15 protein-coding genes are annotated in these 17,545 nt (G+C 59.0%); 2 read left to right on the top strand and 13 right to left on the bottom strand.

What is annotated here, in order from left to right; translation table 11 throughout:
- Positions 1–244 precede the first annotated feature (244 nt).
- Positions 245–1,294 (top strand): porin, encoded by a 1,050-nt coding sequence (locus tag G5137_RS02285; RefSeq protein WP_088869706.1) that lies wholly within the window; start codon positions 245–247, stop codon positions 1,292–1,294.
- Positions 1,295–1,847: 553 nt separating this feature from the next.
- Here the strand turns inward: G5137_RS02285 and tyrA are convergent.
- The 12 genes from tyrA to hinT all read right to left on the bottom strand — a co-directional run bounded on the left by tyrA (position 1,848) and on the right by hinT (position 14,292).
- On the bottom strand, positions 1,848–2,975 hold the full coding sequence (gene tyrA / locus G5137_RS02280) for a bifunctional chorismate mutase/prephenate dehydrogenase (RefSeq protein WP_266133808.1): 1,128 nt from the start codon (positions 2,973–2,975) through the stop codon (positions 1,848–1,850).
- Between the two features lie 134 nt (positions 2,976–3,109).
- Positions 3,110–4,183 (bottom strand): 3-deoxy-7-phosphoheptulonate synthase, encoded by a 1,074-nt coding sequence (locus tag G5137_RS02275; RefSeq protein WP_005344622.1) that lies wholly within the window; start codon positions 4,181–4,183, stop codon positions 3,110–3,112.
- 409 nt (positions 4,184–4,592) lie between these two features.
- Complete coding sequence (glgC, locus tag G5137_RS02270; protein ID WP_005334047.1) at positions 4,593–5,894, bottom strand: glucose-1-phosphate adenylyltransferase; 1,302 nt, start codon at positions 5,892–5,894, stop codon at positions 4,593–4,595.
- Between the two features lie 288 nt (positions 5,895–6,182).
- A complete protein-coding gene (gene secF, locus G5137_RS02265) occupies positions 6,183–7,100 on the bottom strand; it encodes a protein translocase subunit SecF (RefSeq protein ID WP_266133809.1) in 918 nt (305 codons plus the stop codon).
- Between the two features lie 151 nt (positions 7,101–7,251).
- A complete protein-coding gene (secD, locus tag G5137_RS02260) occupies positions 7,252–9,054 on the bottom strand; it encodes a protein translocase subunit SecD (RefSeq protein WP_266133810.1) in 1,803 nt (600 codons plus the stop codon).
- A 158-nt stretch (positions 9,055–9,212) separates the two neighbouring features.
- Entirely contained in the window at positions 9,213–9,647 is a 435-nt protein-coding gene (locus G5137_RS02255; RefSeq protein ID WP_005334044.1) for a hypothetical protein, read from the bottom strand.
- A gap of 96 nt (positions 9,648–9,743) precedes the next feature.
- Positions 9,744–10,601, bottom strand: coding sequence for a DUF6279 family lipoprotein (locus G5137_RS02250; RefSeq protein WP_005361577.1), 858 nt, complete (start codon positions 10,599–10,601; stop codon positions 9,744–9,746).
- A 3-nt stretch (positions 10,602–10,604) separates the two neighbouring features.
- Entirely contained in the window at positions 10,605–11,429 is an 825-nt protein-coding gene (locus G5137_RS02245; protein ID WP_266133811.1) for a phosphotransferase, read from the bottom strand.
- Between the two features lie 10 nt (positions 11,430–11,439).
- A complete protein-coding gene (gene lpoB, locus G5137_RS02240) occupies positions 11,440–12,036 on the bottom strand; it encodes a penicillin-binding protein activator LpoB (RefSeq protein ID WP_005334041.1) in 597 nt (198 codons plus the stop codon).
- Positions 12,036–12,434 carry a YcfL family protein gene (locus G5137_RS02235; protein WP_231719680.1) on the bottom strand — a complete coding sequence of 133 codons (399 nt, stop codon included), beginning with the start codon at positions 12,432–12,434 and terminating at the stop codon, positions 12,036–12,038. Before G5137_RS02235 ends, lpoB begins: the two co-directional genes overlap by 1 nt.
- An 83-nt stretch (positions 12,435–12,517) precedes the next feature.
- Positions 12,518–13,912, bottom strand: coding sequence for a COG3014 family protein (locus tag G5137_RS02230; RefSeq protein ID WP_266133812.1), 1,395 nt, complete (start codon positions 13,910–13,912; stop codon positions 12,518–12,520).
- Positions 13,913–13,941: 29 nt separating this feature from the next.
- Entirely contained in the window at positions 13,942–14,292 is a 351-nt protein-coding gene (hinT, locus tag G5137_RS02225) for a purine nucleoside phosphoramidase (RefSeq protein ID WP_266133813.1), read from the bottom strand.
- Positions 14,293–14,541: 249 nt separating this feature from the next.
- Here hinT and G5137_RS02220 point away from each other — a divergent pair, with 249 nt between their 5' ends.
- Positions 14,542–16,554, top strand: a complete 2,013-nt coding sequence (locus tag G5137_RS02220) for a methyl-accepting chemotaxis protein (protein ID WP_266133814.1) — start codon at positions 14,542–14,544, stop codon at positions 16,552–16,554.
- A gap of 71 nt (positions 16,555–16,625) precedes the next feature.
- On the opposite strand, the gene G5137_RS02215 is transcribed toward G5137_RS02220, so the two are convergent.
- On the bottom strand, positions 16,626–17,501 hold the full coding sequence (locus G5137_RS02215) for a 6-pyruvoyl trahydropterin synthase family protein (protein ID WP_266133815.1): 876 nt from the start codon (positions 17,499–17,501) through the stop codon (positions 16,626–16,628).
- Between the last annotated feature and the right edge of the window lie 44 nt (positions 17,502–17,545).

The following is a 17,545-nucleotide window of genomic DNA, read 5'->3' as shown; positions in this document are numbered from 1 at the left end:
AGACTATTTGAGTCCAAATAATCAGCAGGATTCATTGTAAACGTTTTCCTTTTGCCTTGCCGTCAGGTGAGACTTGGCTCACATTTTTGCCTCCATGACTATGGTTTGCGTAAAAAGTTCCAAGTTTTTTCATTGCGGTTCAAAAAATCCGGTGCTAGTCTCGGCGGCATAGTGATGCAAAGAACATCGCTAACACAGGGAATAACAACAACTTAGTGTTTAATTACAGTAGGCATTGGAAACTATGAAAAAGACAATTCTGGCTATTGCTATTCCGGCTCTGTTTGCATCCGCCGCTAACGCTGCAGTGATCTATGACAAAGACGGTACCACTTTCGACGTATACGGCCGTGTACAGGCTAACTACTACGGTGAGCACGATGATACCGATGGCGAGCTGATTGGTTCTTCCCGTCTGGGCTGGTCCGGTAAAGTTGCTCTGAACAACACTTGGTCCGGTATCGCCAAGACCGAGTGGCAAGTTGCTGCTGAAAACTCCGACAAGGGCAGTGACGGTAAGTCTAGCAAGTTCGATGCTCGTCATATCTATGCAGGCTTTGACGGCACCCAGTACGGTAAAATCATCTTCGGTCAGACCGACACTGCTTTCTACGACGTACTCGAGCCGACCGATATTTTCAACGAGTGGGGCGATGCGGGTAACTTCTATGACGGTCGTCAGGAAGGCCAGGTTATCTACTCCAACACCTTCGGTGGTTTCAAAGGTAAAGTTTCCTACCAAACCAATGACGACGTAGCGGTCAAGATCACTGACGTTGGTCAGAAGGTCAAAGAAGATGCCATCTTTGGTTCCGACGTTAAGCGTAAGAAAGCTTATGCCGTTGCCGCCGGTTACGATTTTGACTTCGGCCTGGGCTTCAACGCCGGTTATGCCTACTCCGACCTGCAAAACAAAGTTAATGGTCAGACTGGTAAGAAAGACGAGTGGGCTATTGGCGCGCACTACGCTATCAATGGCTTCTATTTTGCCGGTGTTTACACTGAAGGCGAAGTGAAGAACAAGAGCCTGGGTCTGAAAGATGACGGCCGTGGTTACGAGCTGGCTGCTTCTTACAACGTAGATGCTTGGACCTTCCTGGCTGGTTACAACTTCAAAGAAGGCAAGGCCAACGCTCAAGCTGCCGGTTCTACTTACAAGGATCTGGTTGACGAGACCCTGCTGGGTGTTCAGTACGCTTTCACTCCGAAGCTGAAAGCTTACACCGAGTACAAGATCCAGGGTATCGAGAAGCATGACGACGAGTGGACTGTTGCTCTGCAGTACAACTTCTAATAAGTTGAACAAGAGTAATATCCAGGCTTGAGTCTTTGACCAGGCTACAAATGGCCGAGATAATTTCTCGGCCATTTTCTTTTTTGGCGACAGCGGATTGGCGCCATGATAAATCGCCGGATTGCTGTGTTAAGTGATCTTTGGCAAACCATTTGTCTCGGTTAATCTCTCCTGCTTCCTGCTTCCTGCTTCCTGCTTCCTGCTTCCTGCTTCCTGCTTCCTGCTTCCTGCTTCCTGTTTATCTCTTTGATGGGGAGTGCACCGTTCTCCTTTGCGTCGTACAGCCTTGCTCGCAGCAGTTTGGTTTGACCGTTAGAGTCTGGCAGCCCTTGCAAGGGGCGGTGCTATTTGCGCGGATTGCGTGGATATTGAGGGGGCATACTTGCTGGATGTGAGGCAGCGCCAGGGGAGGGTATTGAGGCCAGTCAGCTGTGGGGGCTCGACGTAGGGCCGAGCGTGACTGACGTCAGTGTTTAAATCGGTAACAAATAAAATGGGAAGATGCCCAGGCATCTTCCCATTCTGGCGATATGAGGTAGCTGCTTTTGCAGGATCAGCCGTGTTGGCGGCGGTCGTTGGCCTGGGCGAGCAGCATGCGGCTTTCACGCAGGAACTGGTCGGCATGCTCGCCGAAGAAACCGGAAACTTGCGAGAATGCGTTGATGAAACCGTCCCTGTCTCCTCGCTCCAGCAGCCCCAGCGCTTCGCCGAAGTTTTGGTAGTAGCGACGGATCATCGCCAGGTTCTGCGGTGACGACAAAATGATGTCGGCATAGAGGTGGGGATCCTGGGCAAACAGCCGCCCCACCATGGCGAGCTCCAGCCGGTAGATGGGGGAGCTCAAACTCAGCAGGCGATCCAGATTGGCCTGCTCCCGGGAGAGGTGCCAGCCATAGGCAAAGGTGGCGAAGTGACGCAGTGCCTGAATGAGGGTCATCGCCTCATCGTGGGCCTTGGCTTCCACCTGTTGCAAGCGGGCGCCCCAGATGGTCATCTGCTCCAGCAGCCATTGGCTGGCGGCGGGGTCACGACCCTGGCAGCAGACGATCACCTGCTTGGCGAGACTCGCCACATCCGGCCCGAACATGGGGTGCAGTCCCAGTACCGGCCCCTGATGTACCGCCAGCATATGTTCGAGCGGCGCCGCCTTCACGCTGGTGACATCCACCAGCAGGCAGTGGGCGGGCAGGTTACCGAGGCGATCGATGATCTGGCAGGTGATATCGATTGGCACCGCCACCATCACCAGACCGGCTCCGGCAAGGATCTCGTCAGCGCGTGGCCAGTCGGCTTGTTCCAGCGTCTCGACCCGGTAGCCTGAGAGGCTGAACATATGACCGAACAGCCGACCAAGCTGGCCCTGACCGCCGATGATGACCACCTTGCCAAGATCCGGCTTTATGCATTTGAAGCCGGTATCTTTCTCGCTGGCGTAAGATTCGCGCATCACCCGGCGCAGCACATCTTCGATGAGATCGCCGGGCACTCCCAACTGCTCGGCCTCGGCGCGGCGGCGGGCCAGCATGCTCGCCTCCCGGTCCGGTGCATAGATGGGCAGGCCGTGGCGGCTCTTTACCTCACCCACTTCTCCCACTAGGGCCAGACGGGCGGCCAGCAGATCGATCAGCTGCTTGTCCACCGCATCTATCTTGTCCCTGAGTACATTCAACTCTTCAGCCATATCCAGTCCCTGCTGGCGCCGCAGCGGCGGCGCCCTGAAAATCAAGATGCAACAAGGTATCACGGCATGAGCGGTTTGATGCCACCAGCGGTGATACCCAGATTGTTCAATAGGTTACGACAAGATACCACGGCTTATCGTGCAGTTCTGCCTTTGAGGGGGTCAGCCAGCTGGTTGTGACAGCGGGCCAGCAGGGTGGCGGTGGTGTCCCAGTCGATGCAGGCATCGGTGATGGAGACCCCGTAGCGCATCTGCTGCTTGGGCTGCTCGCTGGACTGGTTGCCCTCAAACAGGTTGGATTCGAGCATCACCCCGATGATGGAGCGGTTGCCCTCCTGGATCTGGTGGATGACGTTGTCGGCCACCTTGGGCTGCAAACGGTGATCCTTGCTGGAGTTGCCGTGGCTGCAATCCACCACAAGGCTCGGCAGCAGGCCCGCTTTCTCCAGCGCCTCTTCCGCCAGCGACACGTTGACCGAGTCGTAGTTGGGATGTTTGCCGCCGCGCAGGATCACGTGGCCATCCGGGTTGCCCTGGGTCTGCAGCAGCGCAACCTGGCCCTGCTGGTTGATCCCCATAAAGGCGTGAGGGGAGGAGGCCGCCTGCAGCGCATTGATGGCGGTCCCCAGGTTGCCGTCGGTGCCGTTCTTGAAGCCGACCGGCATGGAGAGGCCGGACGCCATCTCCCTGTGGGTCTGGGATTCGGTGGTGCGGGCGCCGATGGCCGACCAGGAGAAGAGCTCCGCCAGGTATTGGGGGCTGATGGGGTCGAGCGCTTCGGTGGCCAGCGGCAGCTCCAGCTCCGCCAGCCAGCAGAGTAGCTCGCGGGCACGGTGCAGCCCCAGCTCCACATCGAAGGTGCCATCCAGATTGGGGTCGTTGATAAAGCCTTTCCAGCCGACCGTGGTGCGCGGCTTCTCAAAGTAGACCCGCATGACAATGTAGAGAGAGTCCTGATAGGCATCATGCAGCGCTTTGAGTCTGGTTGCGTACTCTTTGGCGGCGTCCATGTCGTGGATGGAGCAGGGACCACAGATCACCAATAGGCGGTGATCGCGGCGGTGAATGATGTCGGCGATGGTATTGCGGGCCCCTTGCACGAATGCCAGCGCCTTGTCGGAGATGGGTAACTTCTCCTTGAGCTGGGCAGGCGTGATCATCACTTGTTCGGACTGGATATGGATGTTGTTCAGGGGGTCTCTTTGCATGATTTCATTCTCTCTACTGTATTAAGCCAAAAGCGGCTGTACCTATATATTTACACTGGTACCTGCTTTGTTACGCAACCGCCATCACCTTACCAAGGAAAAACAAACAATCAAGTGAAACCAGTGGGTTTACCGCTAAAAAGTCAGATAAAGGAGCTGCTATATAGCGCGAACAGGAATAATACAGAGGGTTTTTCGGAGGCTTAATGGTTTTTGTGTAATCTAATGTTTACGACTTGAGGGCGTGAAGGCTGCGTTGTCCAGCTGTTTACCCACAGTAAATGGTATCTCTGGGAGACTGCAACGCGATGGCAATGATGGTGTGAGGTGGCTATCTGGTCAGCCATAGAAAGAGGGAGCCATAATGGCTCCCTTTGCGGTAGGAAGGGGGATCCCGTCTGGCTGCGGATCAGCGCTTTTGTTTTCCCTGCAGCTCTTTGTTCAGGCGAGTGAGCATCCCCTGGGTGACCAGCACGATGCCCTGCTCGGAGCGGTGGAAGCGACGTGCATCTTCATCGGCGTTTTCACCGATCACCGTGCCTTCCGGCAGTTTGCACCCCTTGTCGATCACCACCCGGCGCAGTCGGCAACCGGCACCAATCTCCACACCCGGGAAGATAACGGCCTGATCCAGAGTGCAGAAGGAGTCGACCCGCACATTGGTAAAGAGCACCGAACTCAGGATGAAAGAGCCACTGACGATGGTGCCCCCGGCAAACATGGAGTTGATGGTCATGCCGTGCTGACCGTTTCGGTCCTGCACGAACTTGGCGGGAGGAGTCATGTTCTGGCTGGTCCAGATGGGCCAGTCCTGATCGTAGATATCGAGCTCCGGCGTGACGGAGGCGAGATCCATGTTGGCTTCCCAGAAGGAGTCCACAGTGCCCACATCGCGCCAGTAGGGGCGGCGATCCGGACAGCAGCCGACACAGGACATGCCAAACGGGTGAGCGAATGCGGTGCCCTCTTTCACCACGCGGGGGATCACGTCCATGCCGAAATCGTGATGGGACTGCTCGTTGGCAATGTCCTCTTCCAGCAACTGATAGAGATACTCCGCATCGAAGATATAGACGCCCATGGAGGCCAGCGCGGTGTCGGCTTTGCCCGGCATGGCGGGCGGGTTGGCGGGTTTTTCGACGAAGGCATTGATCTTGCGATCATCATCCACAGCCATTACCCCGAAGGCGCTTGCTTCACTGCGTGGCACCTCGATGCAGGCTACAGTCACCTTGGCGCCCATATTGACGTGGTCGAGCAGCATGGCGGCGTAATCCATCTTGTAGATGTGATCGCCCGCCAGCACCACCACATATTTGGGGGCGTGATCGCGGATGATATCCAGATTCTGGTAGACCGCATCGGCGGTACCCCGATACCAGTTCACCTCATCCACCCGCTGCTGGGCAGGGAGCAGATCGATAAACTCGTTCATCTGGTAGCGCAGGAAAGACCAGCCCGATTGGAGATGGCGCAACAGGCTGTGGGATTTGTACTGGGTCACGACACCGACCCGACGAATGCCGGAGTTGATGCAGTTGGAGAGCACGAAATCGATAATGCGAAATTTGCCGCCGAAATGAACGGCAGGTTTTGCACGGTTGTCGGTTAACTGTTTGAGGCGACTACCCCGCCCTCCTGCGAGTACCAAAGCCATGGTCTCGTTCAGCAACTGTCTGGATTTTGCTGTATTGGCAGGTTGTAACAACATCTCATATCCCTTTGTAGATAAATCACTACAATGTTGCCTCCTTTGAGCCCTCAAGAAAGTGCTTTCAGTCACATTTTATGGTTTCTGACGTAATAAAATGACCTTTTTGTTATTAAAAATGACGGGTTGATCCGTCATTGCTTTCAATATGGTCAGTTGTCAATTGAAGCGAGCCGAGCAACAAAAGGGGCGGCGAGAGACCGAGAGAAGGGATGAAAAAGCCCCTGCCAATGGTTGGCAGGGGCCCGGTTTGTTGAGACCCAGTAAGCCGGGTCTGATTAACAAGGTTCAGGCTGCGTTGGCTAGTGGCTCCTCGCTCTTCTTCTGGTAGGCCTGCGGGGTGAGCCCAAGCAGCTCCTGCACGGTCGAGGCGACGGTAATGGAGGAGACGGTGCCCACCAGGATCCCGGCAAACAGGGTGAAGGAGAAGCCGTAGAGGGCGTCACCGCCAAACAGCAGCAGCGCACCCACGGTAAACAGGGTGGTGCCCGAGGTGATCATGGTGCGACTGAAGGTCGCCTTGATGGCCACATCGGAGCATTCGTGGATGCCCATCTGGGTACGCGAGCTCAGCAGATCCCGCAACCTGTCCGAGATGACGATGCTGTCGTTGAGGGAGTAGCCGATCACCGCCATCAAACCGGCGATGATGTTCAGGTCGAATTCGATCTGAAAGAGTGACAGCAGCCCCAGCGCTACGATGGCGTCATGGACCACCGAGAGCAGGATGCCGATGGCCTGACGCCACTCGAAACGAAACGCCAGATAGGCCGACATCGCCAGCGAAGCCACCAGCACGGCCAGCATCCCCTGCTGGAACAGTTCGGCACCCACCTGAGGGCCGACGATGGTGGTGCGCAGCAACTCGACCGGTATCCCCAGTTGCTGGGTCAGCATGGTGGCGAGATCCGCCGCGGGCCAGGGCAGTTCGTGGGGGGGCAGCTTGATCAGCCACTCGCCTGGAATACCGGCCGAGCTCAGCTCAACGGCTCCCGCCAGCGGGGAGACCAGCATGGCATTGAGCTCATGGGCCTCTTTCAGGGTCTGGATATGAAACTCCAGCAGGATCCCGCCGGTAAAATCGAGCCCCAATGTCAGGCCGTTCACCAACAAGATGGCGACACTGGCCACGGTCAGCAGGATGGAAGCCCACAGGCCGATATAACGCCAACGGGTCAACCCCATGGCAACGATCATTCTCAACATAATTCTCTCCTTGGCCAGCCAGCATCAGGCTGTTGGCCCATCACGACGTGTCGCGACACGCCGGGAAAATAGTGTTCTGCTTTGGCCGCTCCGGCCATATCCATAGCCGATGGCGCAGCCAAAGCCGCTCATCAGAGGGACTGCTGTCCCGTTACACCTTCAGCGTGCGCTCGCTGCTGCGTCCCCAGAGGGGGTTGATGATGGCGCGCGTCCCCCAGATCCCGGTGATCATGCTGGAGAGCAGACCCAGAATGAGGGTGATGGAGAAGCCCTGCAGCGGCCCGGAGCCGATGGAGTAGAGCACCACAGCGCAGATGAGCGTAGTGATGTTGGCATCAAAAATGGTGTGGAAGGCGGAGCGATAGCCAAAGTCGATGGCGTTGGCCAGTGAGCCCCCTTCTCGCAGACGGTCCCTGATCCGCTCGAAGATCAGCACATGGGTATCCACCGCCATGCCCACCGTCAGCACCAGACCGGCGATCCCCGGCAGGGTCAGCACGGCGCCCGGCAGCACTGCCAGCATGCCGACCTGCATCAACAGGTTGGCGACCAGCGCCGTGATGGCAACCCAGCCGAATTTGCGGTACCAGGCCATCATAAACAGCATCATGCCTGCCATGCCGAAGGCCAGCGCGGTGAAACCCGCCTCGATATTCTGCATCCCCAGCGTCGGGCCTATGCTGCGTTCTTCCAGGATCTTGAGAGGGGCGGTGAGGGCTCCGGCGCGCAGCAGCATGGCCAGCTCTTGTGCTTCCGGCAGACTGCCAATGCCGGTGATGCGGAACTGGTTGCCAAGGGCGGTCTGGATGGTGGCGACGTTGATCACCTCGCTCTGGGCGCGCAGTTTGCCCTGGGCATTGGTCTTGTACTCGGTGAAGACGGTCGCCATCGGCTTGCCCACATGCAGGCGGCTGAACTGGTTCATCTTGCTGCCACCCAGGGTGTCAAGCACGATATTGACCTGGGGCTGGCCCATCTCGCCCATATTGGCGCGGGCATCGACGATGTGCTCGCCGGTGAGTACCGGCTTGCGCGCCATGCCGACGGCCTGACCGTTGCGATCGGCGATGTAGAAGTGGCTGTCGGCTTTGGCCTCGTAGAAGGCCAGCGAGGCGGTGGCCCCGATCACCTCTTTCGCCTGTTTGGGGTTATGTACTCCGGGCAGTTCGATACGGATACCATCCTGCCCCTGACGCACCACCGAGGCCTCGACGATGCCGAGCTCGTTGATCCGTTTTTTCAGGATCGACAGGTTCTGGGTCACGGCGTTGTTGACCAGCAGGGTACGCTCCGCCTCGCTCAGCACCAGTTTCAGATCATTGCCGGAGCGGGTCAGCTTCCACTGATCCTGACGGGTACCGGCACTCTCCTTGATGATGGCGAGCCAGCTCTCCTGTTCGGCCACCTCCGGCAGGGTGACGGCTACGGCGCCCTGTGCGCTGCGCGTGACGCTGGCGCCGCGCAGGTTGGCTTCACGGAAGCGGGTGCGCAGGGTATCCACCAGATTCTTGGTCTGATTGTCGATGACAAAGTCCACGTCCACCCCGATAAGCAGCTGGGAGCCACCACGCAGGTCCAGTCCCAGCTTGATGGGATCGGCGCCGAGGCGGGTGATCCAGGTCGGCGCGTTGGAGTGAAACTCCAGGGTCAGGGCGGCACTGTCGACCCCTTGCTGCTCCAGCAACTGCTTTGCGCGCTGCTGCTCGCCCTGGCTGGCAAAGACCAGCTCGACCCGCTCAGGTTGCTCAATGACCTTGAGCGGGGTCAGGTGCTTGTCGCTCAGCAACATCTGTTGCTGGGTGGTCAGGCGCTGCTGTCCGTGCAGGCCGAGGGAGGGCTGCTCACCAAAAAAGGTGGGCAGGGAGTAAAAGGTAAAGGTCAACAGCATCAACAGCAGCAGTGCGTACTGCCACTTGCTCATGCGGTTGAGAACGGTGCGATTGCTTTTTCTCATGGCAAACAAGCCTCTGTCAGGAGAATGGTGCCCGGGCCGATAGCAACAAGGCTCGGCAAGGCGCAAAAAATGGGATGCATCAGATGCGGATCAGGCAGCCGCCGGATCCGTCAGGAAGAGGAGATGAGCAAACAGTGGATGTGCCAGCCCCTCCGGGGTCAGGCGCTCAGATAGCTCTGGGTGAAGCGGTATTGCAGATGTTGGCGCTGTAGATGGCGTCGGTGGATCGCGCCAAAGCGATCGCGAAAACTCTGTTTGTGATAGAGCTCGGGGGCCAGCATCAGCCAGCCGAGCAGCAGCAGCAGGATGGCTTGGGCAGACCAGCTCTGGATCAGCTCGTAGACCACACTTTTGGGCTGGTTGTCACTGCGCAGGGATTGTTCGAGACGCAGCAGGTGATTCTGATGGCTGCCGACAAACTTGATGATGCCATCATCGCTGTCGCTAAGCTGATTGAACACCTGAGTCTGCTGCTGTTCACTCTGGGGAGATGCGGGTAGCAGCGGGCCTTCCATTCGGGCGATGGAACAAAGCAGGGTGAGGGCGATAACCAGAGTTACCAGCACCAGTTTTACTTTGTCGATAAGGCGCAAAAAGTTAATTCCCGATAAATAGGAAGGGCAAACTACCATAAGCGCCCGGTTTGAACAAGGCTGCCCCGGGCGTATGGCACCATTCGGTGCAGCTCGTCAGCTGCCGCTCATCTGCTTGAAGTCGCGGGCGTAGCCCTTGAGCAGGGAGTAGAGATGGGCTCGCTGGGAGATATCCAGTGACTGGCTCATGGCGCTCAGCCAGTTGACGGTACGCTGGCGTGACTGCTCGGTATAGCCGGTAAAGCGGCCATCCATCAGCCCATCCCCCTCGGCCAGCAGGTCAGTCAGCTCGCGGGTAAAGTCGGGACTCTGGCGCTGCTTCATCAGCCTGTCCAGCTCCTGGGTCCAGGACTCCTGAAACTCGAGCCAGGGGGGCATCAGCTCGTATTGCCATTCGGCCCACTGGGCCACCAGTGGCGCCTGTGCCGGTTTCACCTCGCCAATCCAGAACTCGAGCCGCTTGTTCATCTTGTCGCGAAACTCCGCCAGCATCTGCTCTTTGGGCTCAGTGGCAAAGTCCTTTTGCCGTTCCTGTTGCCGCTTGACCCGATCGGTCATAAAGCGGGCTACCTGCTCGTCGGTCAGGGTGCGCGCCAGCCTGACCGCGCGGGGGATAGTGTTTTCAAGGGTACGGGTCAGGCTCTGCTGCACCGCATCGAGATTGGTCGAGATCTGCTCCGGCGTCATGGGGCTGGCCACCGCCTTGGCCAGTGCATCGAGATCCCTGGCGTAGCGAGGCAGCTCGTGCTGGCGATGCCAGGCCATCAGCCCCTTCACTTCGCGGCTGAGCAGATCCTTCTGCGAATAGGAGAGGGCAAAGTAGTCATCCAGCTGCCAGATGATGGCGGTATCGAGCCAGTAGTAGATCACCCGGGTGGAGCAGCCGGTCAGCAGCAGGCCGATCAGCAGCAGACCCCAGGTTTTCGGCTTGTGCCAGCGCACCTTGTTTATCATCTGTTACTCCAGTCGTTGCCGGTTGATGGCGATCAGGGTGTCATAGTCGGGTGAGGGCTGTTGCTCTGCCATCAGCAGGGCCCAGAGCAGGCCGATATAGTCGACCCAGGGTAAAAATGCCTCGCTCTGAAAATCGGGCCACTGGTGGCGCGGCAGGGCCTGCAGATAGTGCGCTTCCAGCTCGTCGCGCCGCTCGGCGGGCCACTCATGGGTGCGCTGGATGCTGGCGAGCTCAAAGCCGGGGTGACCTGCCGCGCCATACTCCCAGTCGATGACCCAGGGTTTGCTTCCCAACAAGTTAGCCGGATTGAGATCATGGTGGCAAGGGCGCCAGCAATCATTTGGCTCACTGCTGGCGAGCAAGCCACGCTCCAGGGCGGGCAGCCAGGAGGGAATTCGGGCCAGTCGGGCGCGATAGCCCGCCGCGTGGGCTCGCACCGCCATCACCACCGCAGGCAGCGGCAAGCGATGGAGCTTGCGCAGCACCTCTGCCAGCAGACGGGGCTGATCGGCTTCCGGTGGCGCCGCGTGTACCCAGTTTGGCTCATCGCACCATTCGAGCAGCATCAGACCGCTGGCGGGATCGCCATAGTGGCAAGACAGTGCCAACCCTTCGCCCATCGCCCCCTGATAAAGCTGCCACTCGGTGGGACGGTCGATGCCAAGGCGCACCGGGTCGGAGTGGCCCTGACGCAAAAAGTAACTGCGCCCCGAGGGGAGGCGCAGTCGATAGTTGCAGTTGGTCAGGCCTAACCCGAGTGGTTCCAGCTGCCCCTCCCGCCAGGGGGTAGGCAGGCTGGCCAGTAGCGGATCACAGTTGCCTGTCACCAGGAGCCTGTTACCAGCCAAAGGTGGATTTCTTCGCCTGTTTGCGGATCTCTTTCTGATCGGCCCACAGCAGTTCGCCGTTTTGCAGATCCATCAGGTTCATGGTCATCTGGTAGTAGACATCCTTCACCTTGCCATTGTCTTTGACGATGCTGGCGAGGTTGCCATAGACCATGTAGCGGGCACCAGTCTGCTTGCCAAGCCGCACCATGGAGGCAGGATCCACCATGCCGCTGCTCTGCTGGTATTCGAGCTGCTGCTTGACGGCGGCCACCTTGCTCATGTCGACGAAGCGGAACTTGCCGGCCCGCAGCAGCTTGGTGCGGATGGTGTCGGTGATGGCTTCGGTATCGATGTGCTCGGAGGTCTTGTTGCGGATAGAGTCCATAAACATCACCGGACGACCGCCTGCGGTGATCTCGCTGGTGGCAGGGGAGGCGAGCATGGAGTCCGCCATCTTGTCGGCGATGGCCTGCAGGTCGCTTGAGCCGTAATCGACGGTGACGGTTTCGGTTTCAGTGGGATCGCCATAGCTGACGGTAGTGCTGGAGCAGCCGCCCAAGAGCAATGCAGAGGTCAGGATCAGCAGGGCATGATTCATTTTCATCAGTAGGATTCCTCAATCACTTCGCGTACGTAAATCCGGTAACCTTGCGCCGCCGGGCTGGGCGCCAGGGCCGAGAGGGTGCGGGTCTGATAGCCATGCAGCTTGATGGGGGTCCAGCCGCGGCCATCGCTGGCGACCTCCTGACCGGCCTCATCATACCAATAGAAGATATATTGCAGCTTGTTATCGCTGCGCTGGGTGCTGGCAGCGGCCACATTGACCTGCAGCAGGCCATTTTGCTGGCGGCGGCTCAGCTCGGTCAGGGTGACGTTGACGTTTTGATGCTGCTCTGCCACTGGTGCACCGCCCGCCGGGCCATAGAGCGCCACGCCGGAGGTGTTGGTGGCGCAGCCGGTCAGCAGCAGCGCGAGCCCGAGGGCCAACCCGTATGCTTTCATCTTGCTCTCCTTAATCGGGGTGAGTGGGGCCGCGAGTGTGCCTGCCCGGTTAATTGTCTTGCTCATCTCTCTTCGCCGTCTGCTCAGAGCGGCATCACCCTGGTGGTCAGACCGGCGCCGAGGCGCTGTACCCAGACCAGGGTTGTGCGGCCCTTGTGGATGGTGAGCGGCAATTGCCGCTGCGCTGCCCCCGCGCCCAGGGTGAGATTGATTTCACCTGCCGGCACCATCCCCTGCCAGCTCGATGCCTGCGCTGGCAGCGTCAGCCAACTGCGGGTATCGGCCCGCTCCGAGAGGGTGTTGAAGATCCCCACCAGAATATTGCCCACATCCCCTCCCTCTTTGGCGGCGGTGCGGCGCATCTGCTCCTTGGCCACCAGTCGCAGCGCCTGGCGGGTCAGCATGCCGGGCAGCCGCTCCTGCAGATCTTTGGCGGCCAGCGCTTCCAGCCTGACCAGCTCGCTGGTCTGCTCGACCCGCTTGCCGACTTCCACCGTCAGCGGGCCGGTGTCGCTGGCCCGATTATCGTAATAGGGGATGGCGACGGTAAAGGTGCGAAAATCGCCGCGGGAGGTGGAGATGGGGAGCGGCAGGAACAGTTCGCGCCGTGCCGGGATCAAACCATCTTCAAACAGCACCACCAGCTGGCCTTGATCTTTTGCAAGCGGCGGCGCTTTGCGGCCTATCTTTTTCTCGGTCTCGCGGATCTCGTCCGGTGAGCCACGCAGCCGCGCCAGACGCAGCAAGGCATCTTGCAGGCTGCGGTTGTCCGGCGCTATCTGGTAGCCGCGCTGATAGTCGACCCAGGCATCGTTGAGATCCCCGGCCGCCTCATAGAGCACGGCGGAAAAATAGAAGGTGTAGGCGTTCTGAAAACCGTTTTTGACCTTGCCGATCAACCGGTCGAGATCCGGTGCGCCGCGCGACATCAGCTGGCGCATCTCGCCTTCTGCTTCGGCCTCTTCGCTCTCATCCTTCGCTTTGCGTACCTCATCGGCTCGCCGTTTCAGGGCCTGCTCCTGCACCTGATTGGCCCGGCGTACCTCCACCAAGGCGCCATCGGCATCTCCCCGTTGCAGGTAGTTGAGGGCCAGATAGTGGTGCAGCATGGTGCGTTCGTAATCGGGGGTGAGATAGGCCATCGACTGATCGTTGGTGAGCAGACTGCCCACCTGATCCAGACCGTGGCTCAGCCGGTATTCGGCTTGATTGTCTTCCCATTGAAGGCGGCTGTCGGCGGCGGTGAACGCCTGCTTGCTGTCCGCATCTTGCCCCGCCAGCCAGGCGATACGCCCCTGTTCGAGCCGATCGAGGACAAAGGTGTCATCGCCGAGGGTGGAGTCGCGCACTTCGGGCAGCGCCTCGGCGGCATGGCCCAGCAGCAGCTGGTTGCGCAAGGGCACCATCTGGTCGGAGTAGGAGACAAACATATCCTGCCAGTGGGAGGCGCAGCCTCCCAGCAGGAAACTGGCCAGCATCAGGCAGGCCAGTCGAATGCTCGGGAGTATCACAGGCTGAGCAGGGGGCCCAACGGCTCGCCGCCGACCAGATGCAGGTGGATGTGGTAGACCTCCTGCCCACCGTGGCGGTTGCAGTTCATGATGAGGCGGTAGCCATCTTCGGCGATGCCCGCATCGCTTGCCAGCTTGCGGGCCACGGTGAACATCCGGCCAAGGGCCAGTTCATGTTCGGCTTCCACGTCATTGACGGTGGGGATCAGCACATTCGGGATGATCAGGATATGGGTCTTGGCCTTGGGCTGGATATCCCGGAATGCGGTGACCAGATCGTCTTGATAAAGGATGTCGGCAGGGATCTCTTTACGGATGATTTTGCTGAAAATGGTTTCTTGCGCCATGGCTAACTCCCTTATATGAAAAAGAAAATTGAACTTGCATCCCAAGCGGCTCCCGAAAGAAGGCGAGCAGCGCGTCAAGTGTGACACAAGCCGAGATTTGACACAGCTGATGTCCCATTCCCTTCAGTTATTGTTAAGAATACCGATAGCCAGAGGGACGTCATCTGCAGCGCCTGTTCAGGGGTCTGCAGGGTATCAAAAGGACGGGGTACTCAGGCAAGGGACTTTTGCATATACAGCGGGACAATAATGAAACAAACAATGTCGGATCTCTCCATCTTGCAGCGAGTCTACCTTGGCTTCGCGATCCTGGTGGCCGTGATGGTGGCCAGTTCACTACTCACATTTCGTAGTCAGAATACCCTGGGGGGATCGCTGGAACAGGTGACCCGGCAGTCTATGCCGCTGGTGATTGCCAGCAGCCAGACCCAGATCACCCTGCTCAGTGCCAACAAGTGGCTGGGGGATGTGCTCACCGAGCAGGACCCCAAACAGCTGCCTGCCGAAGTGGCCGAACTGAAACAGGCCAAGGCCGCGGTGGGCAAGAGCCTCGATGCCTTGCGCCAGCAGGTCGCCCACCACCCCGAACTGCAAGGGGAGATGGGCACTCTGAGCCAGCAGGTCGACAGCTACCTGCAACTGACCGATACCCTGCCGGGCGAACACGAGGCGCTGCTCACCCGATTGCACAAGGTCAATCTGGCCAAGGGGCAGTTTCAGGTCAGCTTGCCCCAGTTCAAGAAGAGTCTGGGGGACATGATGATCACCATCGACGACAGCTTCATCAAGATGCTCTCCGAGACCCTGACCACCAAGCTTTCCGCTATCGAACTCTCCACCATGGATGCCCTCAACCAGAGCATTCCGGCCCCCATTGAAGCTGCGCTCAAGCGCAACAGGATGCAGATCGAGGGGTTCAACAGCACCATCAAGGATCTGCAGGGTGAGCTCAAGGATTTCGACAACAACATGGGTCACTACGTCCACGGTTTCGTGCGCGATACGACCGGTAATGAAGGTGTCCTGGCCCAGTATCTGGCGCTGATGCAACAGCAGGAGCAGATGCGGGAGAAGAGCAAGCAGGCGAGTGCGCTCATCGTGGCAATTCAGGATCGGCTTGAGCGGATCACCGATCAGAGCCAGCAACTGATGAACCAGAGCATTCAGCATGCCAAAGCCGCACAGAGCCAGAGCACCCTGACTCAGGGAGCCAGCATAGCGGTCGCCATCCTGATTGCCATGCTGGTGGCTTATACCCTGGGCAAGGCCATTCGCCGTCCGCTCAGGGAGTTGCTGCGGGTGCTGACCGAAGTAACCCAGGGCGACATGACCCAGCGCATCGGTTTTCAGAGCAAGAATGAATTTGGTCAGCTGGGCAGCCAGATCAACCTGCTGATCGCCCAGATGGGGGAGGTACTGGCGCAGCTTTCACAAGCATCGGCCCAGCTTAACGATGCCGCCCACGGCAACCGTCGCACCACCGAATCGGTGAGGGCGGATCTGGAGAAACAGCGGCAGGAGACCGCCTCGGTCGCCGCCGCCATGACCCAGATGGAGGCATCGGTGCGGGAAGTGGCGCAGGCCGCCAACCAGACTCTGGAGCGAGTGATGGATGTGGAGAAGGCCTCCGAGATGGGGCGAAGGGTGATGGCGGGCAATATCACCACCACCCATCAGCTGGCGGGCAAGCTGCAACAGACCGGCAAGGTGATTGGTGATGTGAGCGCCATGAGCAGCCAGATCGGCAATATCCTCGATGTCATTCGCGGCATTGCCGAACAGACCAACCTGTTGGCTCTCAACGCGGCCATTGAGGCGGCGCGGGCCGGCGAGCAGGGGCGCGGATTTGCGGTGGTGGCGGATGAGGTGCGCAGTCTGGCGGGCCGCACCGCCCAGTCCACAAGCGAGATCCAGACCATGATCGAGAACCTGCAGCAGGGGGTCGCCAAGGCGGTGACCGTGATGCAGGAGTGCTCTCGCGAGATGGACAGTTGCGTGGATCAGAGCTCTCACGCCAACAACGCTATGGAGGAGGTGCAGGGAATTGTGGTGCTGATCAGCGACATGTCGAGCCAGATCGCTTCTGCCGCCGAGCAGCAGCAGGCCACCAGCGCCGATATCGCCACCAACCTCAACCGCATCTCCGATATCTCGGATCTCAACTATCAGGGGATCGAGCGGGTGGCCGAGACCAGCCAGCAGCTGGACTCCCTTGCCGAGCAGCAGGAGAGCCTGGTCAAGCGTTTCCGCCTCAGTGCCTGATGGTCGAGAGTTGAAACAACAAGGCCCCGCAGATGCGGGGCCTTCTCTTTATTGCTGCAGCGACAAGGGGATCAGGCGTAGGCAATCGCGCCCTTGCCGACCCCTTCATAGGCGACAATCTTGACGAACTTGTCGCCAACCATCTTCTTCACTTCGCGGGCGATGTAGCAGGCCAGCAGCTCGACCGTGGTGTCGGTGTCGATCATCTCTACCTCGGCGGTGGGGATGGCCAGCTGGAACAGCCCCTGGGGCGCCATATATTTGAAGCCGGTGTGATGCTCGCCAAGCTGGGCATTGGCGCGGGGGCTCAAGGTGAGCTCGGCCAGTGCCACCTTGTCCTCTTCGGTGCCGAGGTAGATATCGCCCCAGCGTTCGGCCCAGTTGAACTCAAGCTCTTGGTCGCGCTCGCCATCGACGTGGATCTCGATGGGGGAGCGGTGGCCGTGGGCGATGCGCTGGCAGTTGCCATCGTGCTTTTTCAGGCCGTGGCTGTAGTGGTAGAAGGCACCGGTGATCGCCTCCTGACGCAGGGTCAGCGACAGATCCTTGATGTTGCCCGGCAGCCGTTTGGCCAGCACCGCCAGCAGGTAGCGGGTCACCGACTCTTTATCAACTTGCGGGGCAGGGATAAAGGCAAAGCCCTGGGATGGGCAGCGCAGATGGATGGAGCGACCCGGGCGCAGCAGATCCACTGTGCTTTCGTTACCATCCAGTGTCTCGACGTGGATCAGCGGGCACTCGGTCGGCACCAGCAGCTTGTGGTCCACCTCTTCATCGATGATCGACTTGATCAGCTTCTTTACCCGGCCAAAGTCCAGCAGCATGCTCATTTCGTTGAGCTCACCGCTCATTTCGATATCTACCAGCCAGCTCTCGCCCACCATGCCGCGGCGTTCGCAGAGGTAGCTGGAGTCGATCACGGTCAAATCTCTTACAAATAACTTCATCAGTCAGGCCTTGCTACAGAGAAAGGGCAGTTTTGCGCTATTAT

The sequence above is a fragment of the Aeromonas sp. 600282 genome, assembly GCF_049175755.1.
Taxonomy (GTDB): domain Bacteria; phylum Pseudomonadota; class Gammaproteobacteria; order Enterobacterales; family Aeromonadaceae; genus Aeromonas; species Aeromonas veronii_A.
The sequence above is the reverse complement of the archived record's forward strand: the minus strand, read 5'-3'. Positions and strand labels throughout refer to the sequence as shown.

Coding starts and splice junctions, on each gene's coding strand:
- G5137_RS02285 (WP_088869706.1), top strand. CDS start 245: ATGAAAAAGACAATTCTGGCTATTGCTATTCCGGCTCTGTTTGCATCC.
- tyrA (WP_266133808.1), bottom strand. CDS start 2,975: ATGGCTGAAGAGTTGAATGTACTCAGGGACAAGATAGATGCGGTGGAC.
- G5137_RS02275 (WP_005344622.1), bottom strand. CDS start 4,183: ATGCAAAGAGACCCCCTGAACAACATCCATATCCAGTCCGAACAAGTG.
- glgC (WP_005334047.1), bottom strand. CDS start 5,894: ATGTTGTTACAACCTGCCAATACAGCAAAATCCAGACAGTTGCTGAAC.
- secF (WP_266133809.1), bottom strand. CDS start 7,100: ATGTTGAGAATGATCGTTGCCATGGGGTTGACCCGTTGGCGTTATATC.
- secD (WP_266133810.1), bottom strand. CDS start 9,054: ATGAGAAAAAGCAATCGCACCGTTCTCAACCGCATGAGCAAGTGGCAG.
- G5137_RS02250 (WP_005361577.1), bottom strand. CDS start 10,601: ATGATAAACAAGGTGCGCTGGCACAAGCCGAAAACCTGGGGTCTGCTG.
- lpoB (WP_005334041.1), bottom strand. CDS start 12,036: ATGAAAATGAATCATGCCCTGCTGATCCTGACCTCTGCATTGCTCTTG.
- G5137_RS02235 (WP_231719680.1), bottom strand. CDS start 12,434: ATGAAAGCATACGGGTTGGCCCTCGGGCTCGCGCTGCTGCTGACCGGC.
- G5137_RS02230 (WP_266133812.1), bottom strand. CDS start 13,912: ATGCTGGCCAGTTTCCTGCTGGGAGGCTGCGCCTCCCACTGGCAGGAT.
- hinT (WP_266133813.1), bottom strand. CDS start 14,292: ATGGCGCAAGAAACCATTTTCAGCAAAATCATCCGTAAAGAGATCCCT.
- G5137_RS02220 (WP_266133814.1), top strand. CDS start 14,542: ATGAAACAAACAATGTCGGATCTCTCCATCTTGCAGCGAGTCTACCTT.
- G5137_RS02215 (WP_266133815.1), bottom strand. CDS start 17,501: ATGAAGTTATTTGTAAGAGATTTGACCGTGATCGACTCCAGCTACCTC.